The organism is Gordonia pseudamarae, assembly GCF_025273675.1.
Lineage (GTDB): Bacteria > Actinomycetota > Actinomycetes > Mycobacteriales > Mycobacteriaceae > Gordonia > Gordonia pseudamarae.
In genome coordinates, this window is the sequence record NZ_CP045809.1 from 2,420,760 (window position 1) to 2,436,379 (window position 15,620).

The 15,620-nt window shown below is 67.9% G+C and carries 15 protein-coding genes and 1 pseudogene; 9 read left to right on the forward strand and 7 right to left on the reverse strand.

The window, feature by feature from the left end; genetic code table 11:
• Nucleotides 1-228 precede the first annotated feature (228 nt).
• The 4 genes from GII31_RS10720 (at nt 229) to GII31_RS10735 (ending at nt 3,885) form a co-directional block, all read left to right on the forward strand.
• Nucleotides 229-2,232 (forward strand): DUF7064 domain-containing protein, encoded by a 2,004-nt coding sequence (locus tag GII31_RS10720; protein WP_260840427.1) that lies wholly within the window; start codon nt 229-231, stop codon nt 2,230-2,232.
• A 12-nt stretch (nt 2,233-2,244) separates the two neighbouring features.
• Entirely contained in the window at nt 2,245-2,562 is a 318-nt protein-coding gene (locus GII31_RS10725) for a putative quinol monooxygenase (protein WP_213249368.1), read from the forward strand.
• Nucleotides 2,563-2,638: 76 nt separating this feature from the next.
• Entirely contained in the window at nt 2,639-2,989 is a 351-nt protein-coding gene (gene trxA, locus GII31_RS10730; RefSeq protein ID WP_213249370.1) for a thioredoxin, read from the forward strand.
• A 305-nt stretch (nt 2,990-3,294) separates the two neighbouring features.
• A complete protein-coding gene (locus GII31_RS10735; RefSeq protein WP_246222214.1) occupies nt 3,295-3,885 on the forward strand; it encodes an FKBP-type peptidyl-prolyl cis-trans isomerase in 591 nt (196 codons plus the stop codon).
• A gap of 7 nt (nt 3,886-3,892) precedes the next feature.
• Here the strand turns inward: GII31_RS10735 and GII31_RS10740 are convergent.
• Both GII31_RS10740 and GII31_RS10745 read right to left on the reverse strand, forming a co-directional pair.
• Nucleotides 3,893-4,102 (reverse strand): annotated as a pseudogene (locus tag GII31_RS10740) (VOC family protein); the annotation flags it as partial.
• Nucleotides 4,103-4,112: 10 nt separating this feature from the next.
• Nucleotides 4,113-6,497: an excinuclease ABC subunit UvrA gene (locus GII31_RS10745; protein ID WP_260840429.1), complete on the reverse strand. Its 2,385-nt coding sequence runs from the start codon at nt 6,495-6,497 to the stop codon at nt 4,113-4,115.
• 302 nt (nt 6,498-6,799) lie between these two features.
• Between GII31_RS10745 and GII31_RS10750 the strand changes: the two genes are divergently transcribed.
• Nucleotides 6,800-7,129 carry a hypothetical protein gene (locus tag GII31_RS10750; RefSeq protein ID WP_213249374.1) on the forward strand — a complete coding sequence of 110 codons (330 nt, stop codon included), beginning with the start codon at nt 6,800-6,802 and terminating at the stop codon, nt 7,127-7,129.
• On the forward strand, nt 7,129-8,976 hold the full coding sequence (locus tag GII31_RS10755; protein ID WP_246222215.1) for an alpha/beta hydrolase: 1,848 nt from the start codon (nt 7,129-7,131) through the stop codon (nt 8,974-8,976). Before GII31_RS10750 ends, GII31_RS10755 begins: the two co-directional genes overlap by 1 nt.
• Before the next feature lie 7 nt (nt 8,977-8,983).
• Here the strand turns inward: GII31_RS10755 and deoD are convergent, their stop codons facing one another.
• Nucleotides 8,984-9,694, reverse strand: coding sequence for a purine-nucleoside phosphorylase (deoD, locus tag GII31_RS10760; protein ID WP_213249376.1), 711 nt, complete (start codon nt 9,692-9,694; stop codon nt 8,984-8,986).
• Nucleotides 9,691-11,484, reverse strand: a complete 1,794-nt coding sequence (locus GII31_RS10765; protein WP_260840501.1) for a phospho-sugar mutase — start codon at nt 11,482-11,484, stop codon at nt 9,691-9,693. Before GII31_RS10765 ends, deoD begins: the two co-directional genes overlap by 4 nt.
• Before the next feature lie 216 nt (nt 11,485-11,700).
• On the opposite strand from GII31_RS10765, the gene GII31_RS10770 reads away from it, so the two are divergent.
• Genes GII31_RS10770 through GII31_RS10780 form a run of 3 tightly spaced genes read left to right on the forward strand, consistent with a single transcriptional unit; the run spans nt 11,701 to nt 14,353 of the window.
• A complete protein-coding gene (locus GII31_RS10770; protein WP_213249377.1) occupies nt 11,701-11,958 on the forward strand; it encodes a phosphopantetheine-binding protein in 258 nt (85 codons plus the stop codon).
• Nucleotides 11,959-12,011: 53 nt separating this feature from the next.
• Nucleotides 12,012-13,046, forward strand: a complete 1,035-nt coding sequence (locus tag GII31_RS10775; RefSeq protein WP_213249381.1) for an LLM class F420-dependent oxidoreductase — start codon at nt 12,012-12,014, stop codon at nt 13,044-13,046.
• Nucleotides 13,047-13,069: 23 nt separating this feature from the next.
• Nucleotides 13,070-14,353, forward strand: coding sequence for an esterase/lipase family protein (locus tag GII31_RS10780; protein ID WP_213249383.1), 1,284 nt, complete (start codon nt 13,070-13,072; stop codon nt 14,351-14,353).
• A gap of 22 nt (nt 14,354-14,375) precedes the next feature.
• Here the strand turns inward: GII31_RS10780 and GII31_RS10785 are convergent, their stop codons facing one another.
• From GII31_RS10785 to GII31_RS10795, 3 genes are all read right to left on the reverse strand, one after another.
• The gene (locus tag GII31_RS10785; protein WP_213249385.1) at nt 14,376-14,693 is read right to left on the reverse strand and encodes a hypothetical protein; all 318 of its coding nucleotides are present in this window, start codon (nt 14,691-14,693) and stop codon (nt 14,376-14,378) included.
• A 52-nt stretch (nt 14,694-14,745) separates the two neighbouring features.
• Nucleotides 14,746-14,970 carry a DUF3263 domain-containing protein gene (locus tag GII31_RS10790; RefSeq protein ID WP_213249387.1) on the reverse strand — a complete coding sequence of 75 codons (225 nt, stop codon included), beginning with the start codon at nt 14,968-14,970 and terminating at the stop codon, nt 14,746-14,748.
• Between the two features lie 269 nt (nt 14,971-15,239).
• Entirely contained in the window at nt 15,240-15,521 is a 282-nt protein-coding gene (locus tag GII31_RS10795) for a hypothetical protein (RefSeq protein ID WP_246222216.1), read from the reverse strand.
• Nucleotides 15,522-15,620 lie beyond the last annotated feature (99 nt).

Genomic DNA, 15,620 nt, shown 5'->3' on the forward strand with positions numbered 1-15,620 from the left:
ACGGTCAGGCCCCACTCGGTGAGAAGCTCCCCGCTCACCACGATGCGGCCGGTATGCCTCGGAGGTGTGCTGCTACTTCCCCGGTTTGTCCCCGACCCGGGCGGACCTGGAAGCGTTGGTCGAGTCGGTATACCGGATCGACGCGCCGGGATCGGATGTCTCGTCGCCGCAACGGTAAACATCACCGTGTGGGTGACGTGATGCTGTTCACAGATGTATGTTGGCGTGATGCAGAGCGCTGAGCAGCACACCGGCAGTACTCTCGTCGCCCACCCCGATCAGGTCACCGCCGACTGGCTCGGTGGTGTGCTCGGCACCCGTGTCGAGGGCTTTGTCATCGACACCGTCGGCACAGGTCAGGTCAGCGATTGCTACCGCATCACCCTGCGCTACGGGCCGGGGGCGTCGGGACCGGCGTCGGTGATCATGAAGGTACCCGCGGCCGACGCCAACAGCAGACAGACGGGATCGGGTCTGGGGCTGTACGAAGCCGAGTTCCGTTTTTACCGGGATATGTCGCCGCATCTGCACGATGCGCCCCTGGCGCTCTGCCACAGTGCCAAGATGGACACCGGGACCGGGGATTTCCACCTGCTGATGGCGGACGCCGCACCGGCGGTGCCCGGCAACGAACTCGACGGCGCCACCCCCGAACAGGCACGTGCCGCGGTGGCCGGCCTCGGGCGCCTGCATACGCTGCTGGCCCAGAACCCCGACCTGGTCCGGGGCCAGTGGCTCGACCGCATGAGCAACGTCCTGAGCCCCGAACTCGTCGCCCAGCTGTACGCGATGTTTCTCGACAGGTTCGGCGCCCGCCTCACCGCCGACCAGCGTCGGGTCTGCGACGGGCTGGTCGACGGCTTTGCCCACTACATGCAGCTCGCGGCCGCCCAGCCGCAGGGGCTGATTCACGGCGACTTCCGGCTGGACAATCTGCTGTTCGGTGACGGCCGGAGCGCCCCGGCACTGAGCATCGTCGATTGGCAGGGCGCGATGCGGGGCGCGGCTCTCAACGATCTGGCGTACTTCCTGGGCTGCGCCCTGACCGAGCAGGTCCGCGCCGACCATTTCGACGAGCTTCTCGAGGTCTATCTCGCCGCGCGCACCGACGCCGGCGCGCCCGGGGCGGACGATGTGCGCGAGAGCGTCCGGCTGCTGAGTTTCGCCGGTGTGACGATGGCGATCGCGGCGTCGGTGTTGGTGGAGCAGACCGACCGCGGCGACGAGATGTTCATGCTGATGCTGAGCCGTCAGTGCGCGTTCGTGATCGAGAGCGATGCGCTGGCGTTGCTGACCGCGTCCCCGGACGCGCGCCTGCGGCCGGCACCGACCGACGAACGCCCGCACCCGGCGACGGCCGAACCGTGGTGGGGGGAAAGCTGGTACGCCGATTTCGTCGACGAGAAGGCCGGGATCGGCGGCTGGTTCCGGCTCGGGGTCATGCCGAACGAGAACACCACCTGGGTGCACGGCTTCCTGTGCGGCCCCGACATGCCGACCGTCGCCGTCAATCAGACCCTGCCCGCGCCGTTGCCCGATCCGTGGCAGATCACCACGCCCACCATCGAATTCGGACACGAGATAGACGTGCCGCTGCATCGCAACAGGTGGACGTTGCGCGGCACCGCACAGGCCTACGCCACCCCGTCCGACGCGCTGCACGGGACACGCGGACGCGCGGTGCCGATCGACGTGGATCTGGTGTGGCGCACGAGCGGCAGACCGTATCGCTACTCGATCGTTCCGCGCTACGAAATACCGTGCACCGCATCCGGGACCGTCCGGATCGGCGACACCACACACACCATCGCCGACGTCCCCGCCCAGCGCGACCACTCGTGGGCGCCCCGCGACTGGTGGTCGATGGACTGGACGTGGAGTGCGCTGCACCTGGACGACGGCACGCACGTGCACGCCGTGCAGGTCAGGATTCCCGGATTCGAGGCACCACCCATGGGTTACGTGCAGTCCTCCGGCGTCCCCATCGCCGAGGTCACCGCCGTGGTGCCCACCGAAACCTTCGCCGGCGACGGCGAGATCACCGAGACCCGTGTGGCGGTGGAGCCCGGTGGGCTCACCCTGACACTGGCAACCGCCGGACACGCACCCATCGCACTGGTCGACGGCGCCGGCCGCACCACGCACTTTCTGCGCACGTGGGGCCCGATCACCACAAACGACGGCCGCCACGGTGTCGGTTGGGTTGAATGTAATCAGGTGCAACAACAGTAGGGAGCCTGCAACATGTCCATCGTCGTCGTCGCGACCATCACCCCCCGACCGGGCGCCGAGGACGCGGTCCGCAACGCGTTGCTCGCCGCGATCCCCGAGGTGCACGCCGAACCCGGTTGCGAGAAGTATGCGTTGCACGAATCCACCGGCGAGACCACCTCATTCGTGATGCTCGAGCGTTGGGAGTCGGTGGAGGCCCTGGCCGTCCACGGCACCGCACCCGCCCTGGTCGCACTCGGCGCCGCGATCGGCGACCTGCTCGCCGCACCGCTCGATGTGCGGACCTTCACCGCCACCCCGGCGGGTGCGGAGGACAAGGGCGTGATCTAATCGGCCGCCGGCCCGTGCCGAAGGCTCGCCGCACCCGCCCGGAACAGAACATGTCCCGGCGGTGTTGAGTGCGGGTATGGCAACCATTGACCTCAAGACCGCCGACTTCGATTCCACCGTCGCCGACAACGATATCGTTCTCGTCGACTTCTGGGCATCCTGGTGCGGGCCGTGCCGCCAGTTCGGGCCGATCTTCGAACGGGTTTCCGAGAAGCATCCCGGGGTGGTGTTCGCCAAGGTCGACACCGAGGCCGAGCAGCAGCTGGCCTCGGCCGCCGGTATCAAGTCCATCCCGACGCTGATGGTGTTCAAACAGGGATATCTGGTGTTCAACCAGGCCGGTGCGTTGCCGCCGGACGCCCTGGAGGATCTGGTCAATCAGGTCATCGATCTCGACGTCGAGAAGGCACTGGCCGACCAGGGCTGACCAACTCATACTGTAAGGTGTTCGGTTAGCTCCACGGTGGCACCTGCCGGTCGCTGCCGAACATCTCATAGAAGGCGACCTCGATGGCCGATCAGCAGCAAGAACCGACTTTCATCCAGAAGATCCTCATGAAGGTTGCCATCAAGGTCTACCAAATCAAGCAGAAATTCAGTAAGCCCGCGCAGTAGTGCGCCATAGGTGCGCCGGCACCGTTCTTCGACGGCCTGTATCCCTGAGGTGGATACAGGCCGTTTGTGCTGCTCCCCATCGTGTGGCCGCGGCCACGCTTAGGTAGCGTGTACCCGGTGAAACTCAAGCATGGGATCGTTGTCTCCGTAGCGCTCGCGGGATTGCTCGCGGGCTGCGGCTCGTCGGATTCCGATTCCGACGACACCGCCGCCAACACCAGCGCAACCGCCGCCCCCGATTCGGGCAGCCTGTCCTGTCCCACCGACGCCCCGGCCGCCGACACCGCACCGCAGTGGACGCTCGACGGTGAGAGCGGCAAGTTGGAGATGGTCGGCTCCACCGACAGCGCCGGACCGCTGATCAAGGTCACCAAACCGTTCAAGGTCACCGAGACCACGGTCAAGACGTTGACCGAGGGCACCGGCCCCGAGGTGAGCGACACCGCGACGGTGACGGTCTGCTATACGGGCGTCAACGGCCGTGACGGCAACGTCTTCGACAGTGCCTACCAGCGTGGTGAACCGAGCTCGTTCGGTGTCGCCGGTGTCGTCGCCGGCTTCGGCAAGGCGCTGGTCGGCCAGAAGGTCGGTTCGACCGTGGGTGTGGCGATCATCCCGGCCGACGGCTATCCCGACGGCCAGCCGGGCGCCGGGATCGAGAAGGACGACACCATCGTATTCGCCATCAAGATCCTCGCCGCCCAGTAGCCACGGGTCACGCCGGTCGCTGCTGGATGCGGACCATGTTTCCCGACGGGTCGCGCACCGCGCAGTCACGCAGACCGTACGGCTGATCCGTCGGCTCCTGAATGATCTCGGCGCCGCCTTTGACCAGTGTGTCGAAGGCGGCACCGAGGTCGCATGTCGGTGATAGCCATGCCGCCCCGGCGCAGCGCCGCCGGGTCCCGGGCCCGTTGTGGCGCGATGCCCACCGGTCAGCTGCCGACGTAGTCGGCCAGGTGCGTGCCGGTCAGTGTCGAGCGGGCGGCGACCAGTTGGGCGGGGGTGCCCTCGAACACCACCTGTCCGCCGTCGTGACCGGCCCCCGGTCCCAGGTCGATGATCCAGTCGGCGTGGGCCATCACCGCCTGATGGTGCTCGATGACGATGACCGACTTACCCGAATCAACCAGCCGGTCGAGCAATCCCAGGAGTTGTTCCACATCGGCCAGGTGCAGGCCGGTGGTCGGCTCGTCGAGAACGAACACCTGCCCCTTCTCGGCCATGTGGGTGGCCAGTTTGAGTCGCTGGCGTTCGCCGCCGGACAGGGTGGTCAGCGGCTGGCCGATGGTGATGTAGCCGAGGCCGACATCGGCCAGCCGCTGCAAGATCTTGTGCGCGGCGGGGATACGTGATTCGCCCGCGCCGAAGAACTCCTCGGCCCGGGCCACCGGCATTTCCAGGACCTCGCTGATGTTGACTCCGGCCAGCGTGTAGTCCAGGACGGCGGTGCTGAACCGTTTGCCGCCGCATTCCTCGCAGGTGGTCGCCACCCCGGCCATCATCGCCAGGTCGGTGTAGATGACGCCCGCGCCGTTGCAGGTCGGGCAGGCGCCTTCCGAGTTGGCGCTGAACAGTGCCGGTTTGACGCCGTTGGCTTTGGCGAAGGCCTTGCGGATCGGGTCGAGCAGCCCGGTGTAGGTGGCCGGGTTGGAGCGCCGGGACCCCTTGATCGCCGACTGGTCGATCACCACAACACCCTCGCGCCCGGCGACCGAGCCGGTGATCAGCGAGCTCTTACCGGAACCGGCGACGCCGGTGAGCACGGTCAGCACCCCGAGCGGGATGTCGACGTCCACCGCGCGCAGATTGTGTGTGGTAGCGCCTCGGACCTCGATAGCACCTGTGGGAGTTCGTGTTTCATCCTTGATCACGGCCTTGTCGTCGAGGTGGCGGCCGGTGAGGGTGTCGGCGGCGCGCAGCCCGTCGAGGTCACCGGCGAACACGATCTGCCCGCCTTCGGAGCCCGCGCGCGGGCCGAGGTCGACGATGTGGTCCGCGATCGCGATCGCCTCGGGTTTGTGCTCCACCACCAGTACCGTGTTGCCCTTGTCGCGCAATGCCAGCAGAAGCGTGTTCATGCGGGCGATGTCGTGCGGGTGCAGCCCGATCGTCGGTTCGTCGAAAACGTAGGTGACATCGGTCAGCGACGAGCCCAGATGCCGGATCAGCTTGGTGCGCTGTGCCTCTCCCCCGGACAAGGTGCCCGACGGGCGTTCCAGCGACAGATAGCCCAGGCCGATGTCAACGAACGAGTTGAGCGAGGACGACAGGGCCGCGAGCAGCGGTGCGACCGACCGATCGTCGAGTGTGGCAATCCACTGGGCCAGGTCGCTGATCTGCATGCGGCACGCGTCGGCGATGCTGATGCCGTTGATCTTCGACGACCGCGCGCCCTCGGTGAGACGGGTGCCGTCGCAGTCGGGGCAGGTCTGAAAGGTGATGGCGCGGTCGACGAATGCGCGGATGTGCGGCTGCATCGCCTCACGGTCCTTGGACAGCATCGACTTCTGGATGCGCGGGATCAGGCCCTCGTAGGTGACGTTGATGCCGTCGACCTTGATGCGCGTGGCCTCCTTGTACAGCAGGGCATCGAGTTCCTTCTTGGTGAACCTCTTGATCGGCTTGTTGGCGCTGAAGAATCCCGAATTGCCGAAGATGCGGCCGTACCAACCGTCGACGGTGTAGCCGGGGATGGTGAGCGCGCCCTCGGCGATCGACTTGTTCTCGTCGTAGAGCGCGGTCAGGTCGACGTCGGACACCTTGCCCATGCCCTCGCACCGCGGGCACATGCCCCCAACGACGGCGAAGTCGCGGCGCTCCCGGACCTCGCGGCCGCCCTTGGCGTAGCTGACCGCTCCCGCGCCGGAGACGGAGGCGACATTGAACGAGAATGCCCGGGACGACCCGATGTGCGGTGTTCCCAAGCGGCTGAACAGGATTCGCAGCATCGCGTTGACATCGGTGACGGTCCCCAGCGTCGATCGCGGGTTGGCGCCCAGGCGTTCCTGATCCACGATGATCGCGGTGGTCAGCCCTTCGAGGACATCGACGTCGGGGCGGCCGACGTTGGGCATGAATCCCTGCACGAATGCGCTGTAGGTCTCGTTGATCATGCGCTGGGATTCGGCGGCGATGGTGCCGAACACCAGAGAACTCTTTCCTGAGCCGGAGACACCGGTGAACACGGTCAGCCGCCGTTTGGGCAGCTCGACATCGACGTCCTTGAGGTTGTTCTCGCGTGCCCCCAGTACGCGGATCACATCGTGCGCATCGGCTGGATGTTGCTCGGGCGTGCTGGGCTGGTTACGCGGTGGCATGGATTCGAGAGTATCCCGCTGTGCTGCTGTACCACTCGTGCCCGGTCATTTGAGAAGCCGGCATCGGCTACATGTTCTGACCATGTTCAGTGAACCGGTTCAGTCAGGGTGTGGTCAGGGGTGCGGGTGGTGCAGGGCCGGCGGCACCCGCCGTGCGAGTTGGTGCGCCGGGTGTCGCCGGTCATCCGAACAGATGAATCTGATAAACATCAGATAAACATGGAACCTTTCGGCCTCCCGGTGCGTCTGATTCGCGGATGTCACCGTCGCAGAAGATGTCACCGTCGTAGAAGGGAGCCACCATGTCCACGCACAGTTCGCTGGGTGCCGCCGTCAAGGCCGCCGTACACGATCTGCTCGTCCTCGACCCGGACGAGGTCACCGCGATCGCCGCACGTTGGGAACACGCCGCCGAGGAGGTCGGGCGCCTGGCGTTCGATCCACCCCGCCGGATCGCCGGAACCTCGAGCACCGTGATCGCGGCACTGCACACCACGGGAGACCGGGCGGCATCGGCCGCCGACATGCTCGCCGCACAACTGCGCTTCACGGCCACCACGTGCCGCCGGGCGGCCGCGGAACTGTCGGCAACCGACGAGTCCTCGTGCCCGGGTATCAACGGGGCCGGCTGATGCGCCCGACGCTGACCCAGCTACGGGGCTGGGCGACACAATCGATCATCGACTCGGCCGACACGATCAGCGCCGACGCCACCACCATCGGCGACAGCATCTCCGGTGCGGCGGTCGTGCTCGACCGGTCGAGTTGGCGGGGGTGTTCGCGGGCCGGAGCCGACCAGGCTCTGACCACGCTGCGCGACAAGGGGAACCAACTGCGCAACACCCTGCTGCGCATCGCCGACGAGACCGCCGACGCGGGTGCCGACCTGCACGGGTGGCGCGAACGGATCCTGGACTACGTCACCGACGTACAGGCCGCCGGATACCGGGTGTCCGATACCGGCATCGTCACCCACCCCGGCGAGTTGGACGAGTGGACGGAACTGGCAGCTTTCCGGCACACACAGGAGATCGAGCGCGGCCTGCGCGCGCTCGACGATGCCGACGAGCGGTACGGGTCCACGCTGGCCACCCTGAACAAGGCCATGCACGACCTCGCCACCGGCGACGACACCGTCACCATCGGCGGCGGTGGGCAGGTCACCCCCGCCGATGCGATCAACCTGCTCAAGGGCATGGACGTGGGCAGGCGCCGAGATTTCCTCCTGTCGTTGAGCGCCTCGGACCGTGAACGCGTCATCGCCGCCGATCCGACGACGATCGCCGGGCTCGACGGTATCGACTTTCCCTCGCGGTTCGCCGCCAGTGAGATCACCATGCGGACCGAGATCGTTCGCCTCGAGCGTGCCGGGAACCACCGGCGCGCCGATACCCTTCGCAGTTTGCTCGCCCAGTCCGAGAACCCGTCACCCGACCGTACGGTGCGCACGCCGATGGGCGAGGACACCGACAGTGAACGCACGTTCCTCTACACCGGCGACAAGGGCAACGGGCACCTGATCGAGATGGTCGGCGAACTCAACCCCGACACCCGCAACGTGGCCGTATATGTGCCCGGCACCGGCACCCGACTCGAAACGATGAGCGGCAACGTCACAGCCGCCCGCAAACTGGCCGCCGCGACCGACGGGCCGGTGTTCGTCTTCCTCGACGGCGACCTCCCGCAGAAACTCGGCTACGAGGGGCTCGGCGAGGGCGCCAAGAAGTCGTGGCGGTCCGCGGTGCCGTGGGGACTGGCCGGTGTGGTGCCCACGGCCGTGGACGGTGTCAACGATTCGCTCCGGGACTCGGCGGCAGACCCCCGATTCGCCGAGGAGATGGCGCCGCGTCTGGTGGCGTTCGGCAAGTCCCTCGACACCGAGCTCTCCGCCGTCGCGCCCGGTGCGACCACCACCTATGTGGGCCACTCGTACGGCGGTTCGGTAGTCGGTACCGCCGAACAGCTCGGCCTGCGCGCCGATCGCGTCGTCTACGCCTCCTCGGCCGGGACCGGTGTGCTCGAGGGTGGCTGGCACAACCCGAACCCCGATGTACAGCGCTACTCGCTCACCGCACCGGGCGATCCGATCCACTATTCGCAGTCGCTGCCGGACAACCCACACGGCGGCGACCCCGACGACACCCCGGGCGTGACCCGACTCGACACCGGCTACCACGGACCCGACGAGAACGGCCACCGCGCGCCCGTCGAGGGATTGGCGGGCCACGGAAGCTACTGGAACGACCCCGGATCCGACGCCTTCGGGAACATCGTCAAGGTGATCCGCGGGGAGATGCCCACCGCGTACGTCGACCGCGGCAGCGACTACCCGATCGCCGCGACGGTCGAAGACGTGCTGGTGCCCACCACGCGCTTCTTCTCGCCGCCGCTGGCGGCCGCGATCGACCTGGCCGACGGAGACCTCAACCTGCCCGGCCCGCTGCGCGACATCAAGCTGAGACTGCCCGGGCTGGGCTGAGCGGGCCTCAGCCCAGTTCCAGGGCGATCTCGATCATCGTCGTGAACGCCGTTTCCCGCTCGGCGGGGGTGGTCCGTCTGCCGCTAGAGATGTGGTCGCTGACGGTGAAGATGCCGAGTGCGTCCACCCCGGCGGCGGCCGCGTTGGCGAACAGTCCGGCCGATTCCATCTCGACCGCGAGCACACCCATCCTGGCCCATCGGCCCAGGGTGCGGTCGTTGTCGTTGTAGAAGATGTCCGAGGACAGGATGTTGCCCACGTGGCTGGTCGCGCCGCGCTCGTCGGCCAGGCGTTTGGCCTGTTCGAGCAGCCGATACGACGACAGGGGTGCGTAAGTGCCGGGAATCGCGAACTGGGTCAGATAGTTCGAGTCGGTGGAGGCGCCCTGGGCGATCACCACGTCGTACAGGTCCACGTGCTCCTGCATCGACCCGCAGCTGCCGACCCGGATCAGGTTGCGGACACCGAAGGTGTGGATCAGCTCGTGGCTGTAGAGCGAGATCGACGGGATGCCCATGCCCGTGCCCATCACCGAGATCTGCCGGCCCCGGTAGGTTCCGGTGTAACCGAGCATGTTGCGTACCCGGTTGAAGCAGCGCGGGTTGTCGAGGTAGGTCTCGGCGATGAACTTGGCGCGCAACGGGTCACCGGGCAGCAGGATGGTCTCGGCGATCGGCTCGCCCTGCGGGTCGATGTGCGGGGTGGACAGGTCGGTCATCGTTCTCCTCGGTCGGGTCGGTCCAGGCGCAGGTGTGCGGTGATCTCGGCGGCGATCGTCGTGAGCCGTTCTCGTGCCCGCTCGCGTGGGATGTCGGAACCGGTGCACGGAAGGATCACTTCCAGATAGCACTTGAGTTTGGGTTCGGTCCCCGACGGCCGCACGATCACGCGGTCACCGGCCGCGGTCTCCACGAGCAGGCCGTCGGTGGGCGGCAGGTGACCGCCGGGGACGGCGAGGTCGCGCCACTCGGTGACCGGGGAGCCGGCCAGCATGGTCGGCGGCTGCCGGCGCAGCCGGTCCATCGCCGCGGTGATCAGGTCCGGGTCCGCCACCCGGAAACTCAGCGGCGCGCTCGCGTACAGTCCATGCCTGCGGGCCAGCTCGTCCAGCAGATCCTCGACGGTCCTGCCCTCCTCGCGCAGCGACTCGACGAGCGTGATGACCCGCATCATCGCACCGATACCGTCCTTGTCGCGGATACCCTGCGGGTCGGTGCAGTAGCCGATCGCCTCCTCGTACCCGAACCGCAGACCGGGCGTGCGCGCGATCCATTTGAATCCCGTCAGCGTGGCGCGGTAGCGCAACCCGTGGTGTTCGGCGATGCGGCCCAGCAGTCTGCCGGAGACGATCGAGCAGGCCAGGGTGTCGCCCGGCCGGGTGGTGTCGGCGGCCGCCTGCTCCCCCAGCACCGCACCCGTTTCGTCACCGGAGAGCCGCCGCCATCGGCCCTCGCGCGTCGGGATCGCCACCGCGCACCGGTCGGCGTCGGGGTCCAGGGCGATCACCACATCGGCATCGGTGGCCGCCGCCAGTCGCAGTGAAAGGTCCAGTGCACCAGGCTCTTCCGGATTGGGAAACGGGACGGTCGGAAAGTCGGGGTCCGGGTCGAACTGTTCGGGAACCACCTGCACGTCGACGACATTGGCCAGCGCCAGCACCCGCATCGCGGTCTCCCCGCCCACCCCGTGCATGGGCGTGAGCACCACCCGCACCGCGCATCGGTCACCGCGGGTCCGGTAGCCGGCCACACGGGCGATGTACTGCTCGGGGACGGCGTCGGCCGGGTCACCGCCGGCGGGCACGGCCGGGGGCCCCGGATCGTTCAGGAGCACAGGATCGTTCAGGAGCACAGGATCGTTCAGGAGCCCCGGATCGGCCAGGAGCGCGGGATTGGCCAGGGGCACCAGGTCGGCCGGCACGCAGGCGTCGATGTGCGCGGCGATCTCGGTGTCGGCGGGCGACACGATCTGCACCCCACGCGCGTCGTCGTCGGACACCGCCCGGCCGCCCAGGTACACCTTGAACCCGTTGTCGGCCGGCGGGTTGTGCGAGGCGGTGATCATGATGCCCGCGTCGGCGTCGAGAGCGCGTACCGCGAAGGCGGTGACCGGGGTGGGCAACCGTCGCGGCAATGCCAGGACCCGCATTCCGGCCCCGGCGAGCACCGCGCAGGCGGCGTCGGTGAACTCCGCCGAACCATGGCGGGCATCGCAGCCCACCACCACCCGCGACCCCGGACCCACCACCGCAGTCAGGTAGGCGGCCACACCGGCCGTCGCCCTGGTCACCACGGCCACGTTCATCCGGGACTCGCCCGCGCCCACCGCCCCGCGCAGGCCGGCGGTGCCGAAGGTCAGTGGCCCGGCCATTCGGGACCGCAACTCGGCCAGCGCCCGGGGGTCGGTGTCGGCGCGCTCACACAGGTCGGCGAGCTGCTCGCGGGTGTGTGGATCGGGATCGTGGCCGATCCACGCGCGTGCCGCACGGGTCACAGCTGTCGGGTCCATCACCGGGTCGGCTCGGCTCACGCACGTGAACCTACCCGTATCGGGCGCGGTGGGCACGCCGATGCCCGCCGGCATCGAGGCTCGGTACTCTATGAGCCAAGCCTCACCAACTTTCGGCGTCATGAGCTGGTGATGGCGTCCGGGTGCACGACGGCGACGATGACGATGATGACGACGGCGACGGCGACGATGATGACGAACGGAAAGAACACGGCGATGACCCAGAGCGAGGCTCCTGATTCCGAACCGGTGCTGAGCCGGAACCAGATCGTCGGCGACCTCGCCGAGATCCTCGACATCTCCCCCGACGAACTCGCCGACGACACCAATGTCTTCGACATCGGCCTCGATTCGGTACGGCTCATGTCGCTGATCGAACGCTGGCGCGCGCGGGGCGCGCACCGGGCCGATGTGGTCATCCTCGCCGGGGACCCAACCGTGGGGGCATGGGTGCGCGAGCTCAACGCACCGTGATCGGCACTGCCGGCGACCGATAGAGTGGTCTGGACCACATTGTGAGGAGTGCTATGAAGTTCGGTTTGCAGGTCGGCTACTGGGGAGCACAACCACCGGCGGGGCAGCGTGAGCTGGTCGCCGCGGCGGAGGAGTGCGGCTTCGACGCCGTCTTCACCGCCGAGGCCTGGGGTTCGGACGCGTACACGCCGCTGGCCTGGCTCGGTGCCGATACGCAGCGCATCCGTCTGGGCACCTCGGTACTGCAACTGTCGGCGCGCACCCCCACCGCGTGCGCCATGGCGGCGCTGACCCTCGACCATCTCAGCGGCGGCAGGCACATCGTGGGGCTCGGCGTGTCCGGGCCGCAGGTCGTCGAGGGCTGGTACGGCCGGCCGTTCGCCAAACCACTGGCCCGCACGCGCGAATACGTCGACATCATGCGACAGGTCTGGGCGCGCGAGGCACCGGTCGCCTCCCCCGGCCCGCACTACCCGCTGCCCTACACCGGGCCGGGTTCGACCGGTCTGGGTAAGAACCTGAAATCCATCGTGCATCCGCTGCGCCGGGACATCCCGATCTTCCTCGGCGCCGAGGGCCCCAAGAACATCGCGCTCACCGCCGAGATCGCTGACGGCTGGTTGCCGCTGTTCTTCACCCCGCGCATGGCCGACACGTACAACGAGTGGCTCGACGAGGGTTTCGCCCGGCCCGGTGCCCGCCGCACCCGCGACGATTTCGAGGTCTGCGCCACCGCCCAGATCTATCTGACCGATGATCGGGCGTCGGTCCTTGCCGGGCTCAAACCGGTCACCGCGCTGTACATGGGCGGCATGGGCAGCGAGGACACCAACTTCCACGCCGAGGTGTATCGCCGGATGGGCTACGGCGAGTTGGTCGACGAGGTGACCGCGCTGTTCCGCGGCGGCCGCAAGGAAGAGGCGGCGGCGGCGATCCCCGACGAGGTGATCTCCGAGTCGACGCTGATCGGCGACGCCGACAGCGTCCGTGAACAGATCAGGACCTGGGAGGCCGCGGGCGTGACCACGCTCCTGGTGACCGCCGGTTCGGCACAGCAGATCAGGGACATCGCCACACTCGCAAATTGAGTGAACGTGTGTACACTCATCACATGATCGAGTGTTCACCGGATGAGTCTCAGGACATCGCGCGCCGCGACGAGTCACGCGCCCTGGCGCACCTCGGGCTGATCGAACTCGGCAATGCCGCCCGCGGCATCGCCGAGATGCACCGCGCCATCGCCGCGGGCGTGTTCGGCACCCTCGGCCGGACCCCGTTGCGCACCTGGACCGACCCGACCCGGGCGGTGCACGATGCGCTCAGCGAAGGCATCTACGCCGCCACCGCGGGGTCGCTGGAGGCGGCGGGCGGTGTGGCCGGTTCGATGGTGGGCGGCTGGGGCAGGCCGCCGTCGCACACCGTGCCCGGTGCGTTCGCTCTGGCCGTGCTCAACGGCCTGATCGGCGACGAGCTGGCCGCCACCGATTCACCCCTGGCCTCCCTGATGCGGGTGTGGCACGCCGGGCGGCCGGTCGAACCGACCGCTGTCGGGCTGCGCGCGGCATTCGGCGAACCCACCGGGCCTCGGCAGGCGTCCGGACATCTCGTGGTGTTCATCCACGGCCTGATGGAAACTGAAATGGCCTGGCACACAGGGGAAGGTCCGGGTTACGGGCCCCGCCTGGCCGACGACATCGGCGCGTGTCCGGTCTACGTGCGCTACAACACCGGCCGGCACATCAGCGACAACGGGCACGATCTCGACAGGCTCCTCACCGCGCTGGTGGCGCTGTGGCCGGCCCCCGTGCTCACCATCACGCTGGTGGGGCATTCGATGGGCGGGCTGGTGTTGCGCAGCGCGTGCCGGCACGCCTCCGACGGCCATTCGCTGTGGCTGCGGGTGCTGCGGCACACGGTCACCCTGGGCACTCCGCACCTGGGTGCCCCGCTCGCCCGCGGAGTACATGCCGCTGCCGCCGCGCTGTCTGCCGCGCCGGTGACGCGGCCTATCGCCAACCTGTTGCGGCGACGCAGCTCCGGGGTGCGCGACCTCCATCACGGTACCGTCCTGGCCCGGGACTGGGAGCGAAATTCGGCTCCCGACAGGTGGTTTCAGCCGATGGCCACGGATGTGTGGCTGCCGCCGCATGTCGAGCACCTGTATGTGGTCGCCACCGTCACCCGCAGCGACCGGCATCTGGTCGGCATGATCATCGGCGACGGCCTGGTACTGAGCGGCAGCGGCAGTGGCCGCAACAGGCGCCGCAACATTGGCTACGTCGTCGACGACGGTCTGCACGTGGGCCGCGCACACCATCTGACACTGCTCAACGACGACACCGTCTATGCGTGGATGGTCGACAGGATCTCGCCGCGCCGGGCGATCACCGGCTGACGCGGGCACTGCCCGGGCACGATCAGTGCCGCCGACCGCGCCTGCGATGGCGACCGGAGCTGTCCCCGTCGTCGCCGCGATAGTCCGGCGTGCTGGTCAAATGCCAACTGCCGCAGTCGCAGTGGTAGCTGCGCAGCCACGGCACGCCGAACCTGGTCGTCCGTGATCGCGCGATGGCGTCGGTCGCCTCCATCGGCGTGGGGAAGCATTCCTTGTACGGAGTCGGACACACCCTGGCACGCCGTGGCCGGGCACGTCGCACCGGCCGTTCGCGGCGCCAGGCCGTGCGTTCCTCCACGGCACGATAGAACTCCTCGAGTTCGTCGTCCGAGAACGCCACGAGCAGACCTTTCGCCGGAAGTCCAGCCGATCTTACGCGGTGTTCGTTGAGGTCAGCGAGCCATCCACAGGCGCCTGCGTACCACCTTGCGCATTCGGTCGAGTTCGGTCGTGGACAACGTCTCGGGAGGCGCCTCGTTGATCAGATGGTCGATCTGGCCGAAGAAGTCCCGGTCGGACAGACCGAACTGCTCGCGGATCGCCACCGACGATCCACCGCCGAGCTGGTACCAGTCCGTCTCGAAATCGAGCATCTTCTGATGCGTCGCGTTGTCCATACGTTCACGTCCTTGTGAGCGGGAGGGTGGCGGCAACGATCGCCCCCCTGGCGATCAGCCTCTGCCGACACACAGTACACAAAAATCGGGTGCGTTCAAGCAATTTCGGCAGGAAGATCGCGAACGCGAAGAATGTGCGGAATTTCGGTGAACACCCGGTGACTGTGACGCGCCGCAGCGGCCGCCACCGGGGCGAATCAGCGCATGCCGGTGGCCCAGGTCGGGGCCTGCGGATCACGGCCGCCGCGACGGTTGACCGGCGGCCGTGTTCACCGCAGGCGTTCGGCGTCGCGGGCCAGCGCCAGCAGGGCGCAGGCCATGTCGCGAAGCTCGGCGCGGCCGACATCCTCGGTGATGGCCGTGGCCAGGTCTTCGGCCGCACAGCGCAACTCGAACATCCGGTCCCCGAACGACTCGGCCTCCGCTGCACTGAGGATCACCGAGTCCGCGGGTATCGACGTCCCCTCGGCCAGCGCCCGCTGCTCGTAGGCGCGTTGTCGGCACGAGCGCTTGCAGTACTTGCGGCGCCGGCCGAGTTGGGAGTCAACCATCGTTCGTCCGCACCACGCGCACGAATACGGTCGGCGACGCTGGGTTTGCTGCACGCCCTGACCGTACTCACCGATCGGCCGATGTCCACGGCGACACAC

Coding starts and splice junctions, on each gene's coding strand:
- GII31_RS10720 (WP_260840427.1), top strand. CDS start 229: ATGCAGAGCGCTGAGCAGCACACCGGCAGTACTCTCGTCGCCCACCCC.
- GII31_RS10725 (WP_213249368.1), top strand. CDS start 2,245: ATGTCCATCGTCGTCGTCGCGACCATCACCCCCCGACCGGGCGCCGAG.
- trxA (WP_213249370.1), top strand. CDS start 2,639: ATGGCAACCATTGACCTCAAGACCGCCGACTTCGATTCCACCGTCGCC.
- GII31_RS10745 (WP_260840429.1), bottom strand. CDS start 6,497: ATGCCACCGCGTAACCAGCCCAGCACGCCCGAGCAACATCCAGCCGAT.
- GII31_RS10750 (WP_213249374.1), top strand. CDS start 6,800: ATGTCCACGCACAGTTCGCTGGGTGCCGCCGTCAAGGCCGCCGTACAC.
- GII31_RS10755 (WP_246222215.1), top strand. CDS start 7,129: ATGCGCCCGACGCTGACCCAGCTACGGGGCTGGGCGACACAATCGATC.
- deoD (WP_213249376.1), bottom strand. CDS start 9,694: ATGACCGACCTGTCCACCCCGCACATCGACCCGCAGGGCGAGCCGATC.
- GII31_RS10765 (WP_260840501.1), bottom strand. CDS start 11,484: ATGGACCCGACAGCTGTGACCCGTGCGGCACGCGCGTGGATCGGCCAC.
- GII31_RS10770 (WP_213249377.1), top strand. CDS start 11,701: ATGACCCAGAGCGAGGCTCCTGATTCCGAACCGGTGCTGAGCCGGAAC.
- GII31_RS10775 (WP_213249381.1), top strand. CDS start 12,012: ATGAAGTTCGGTTTGCAGGTCGGCTACTGGGGAGCACAACCACCGGCG.
- GII31_RS10780 (WP_213249383.1), top strand. CDS start 13,070: ATGATCGAGTGTTCACCGGATGAGTCTCAGGACATCGCGCGCCGCGAC.
- GII31_RS10790 (WP_213249387.1), bottom strand. CDS start 14,970: ATGGACAACGCGACGCATCAGAAGATGCTCGATTTCGAGACGGACTGG.
- GII31_RS10795 (WP_246222216.1), bottom strand. CDS start 15,521: ATGGTTGACTCCCAACTCGGCCGGCGCCGCAAGTACTGCAAGCGCTCG.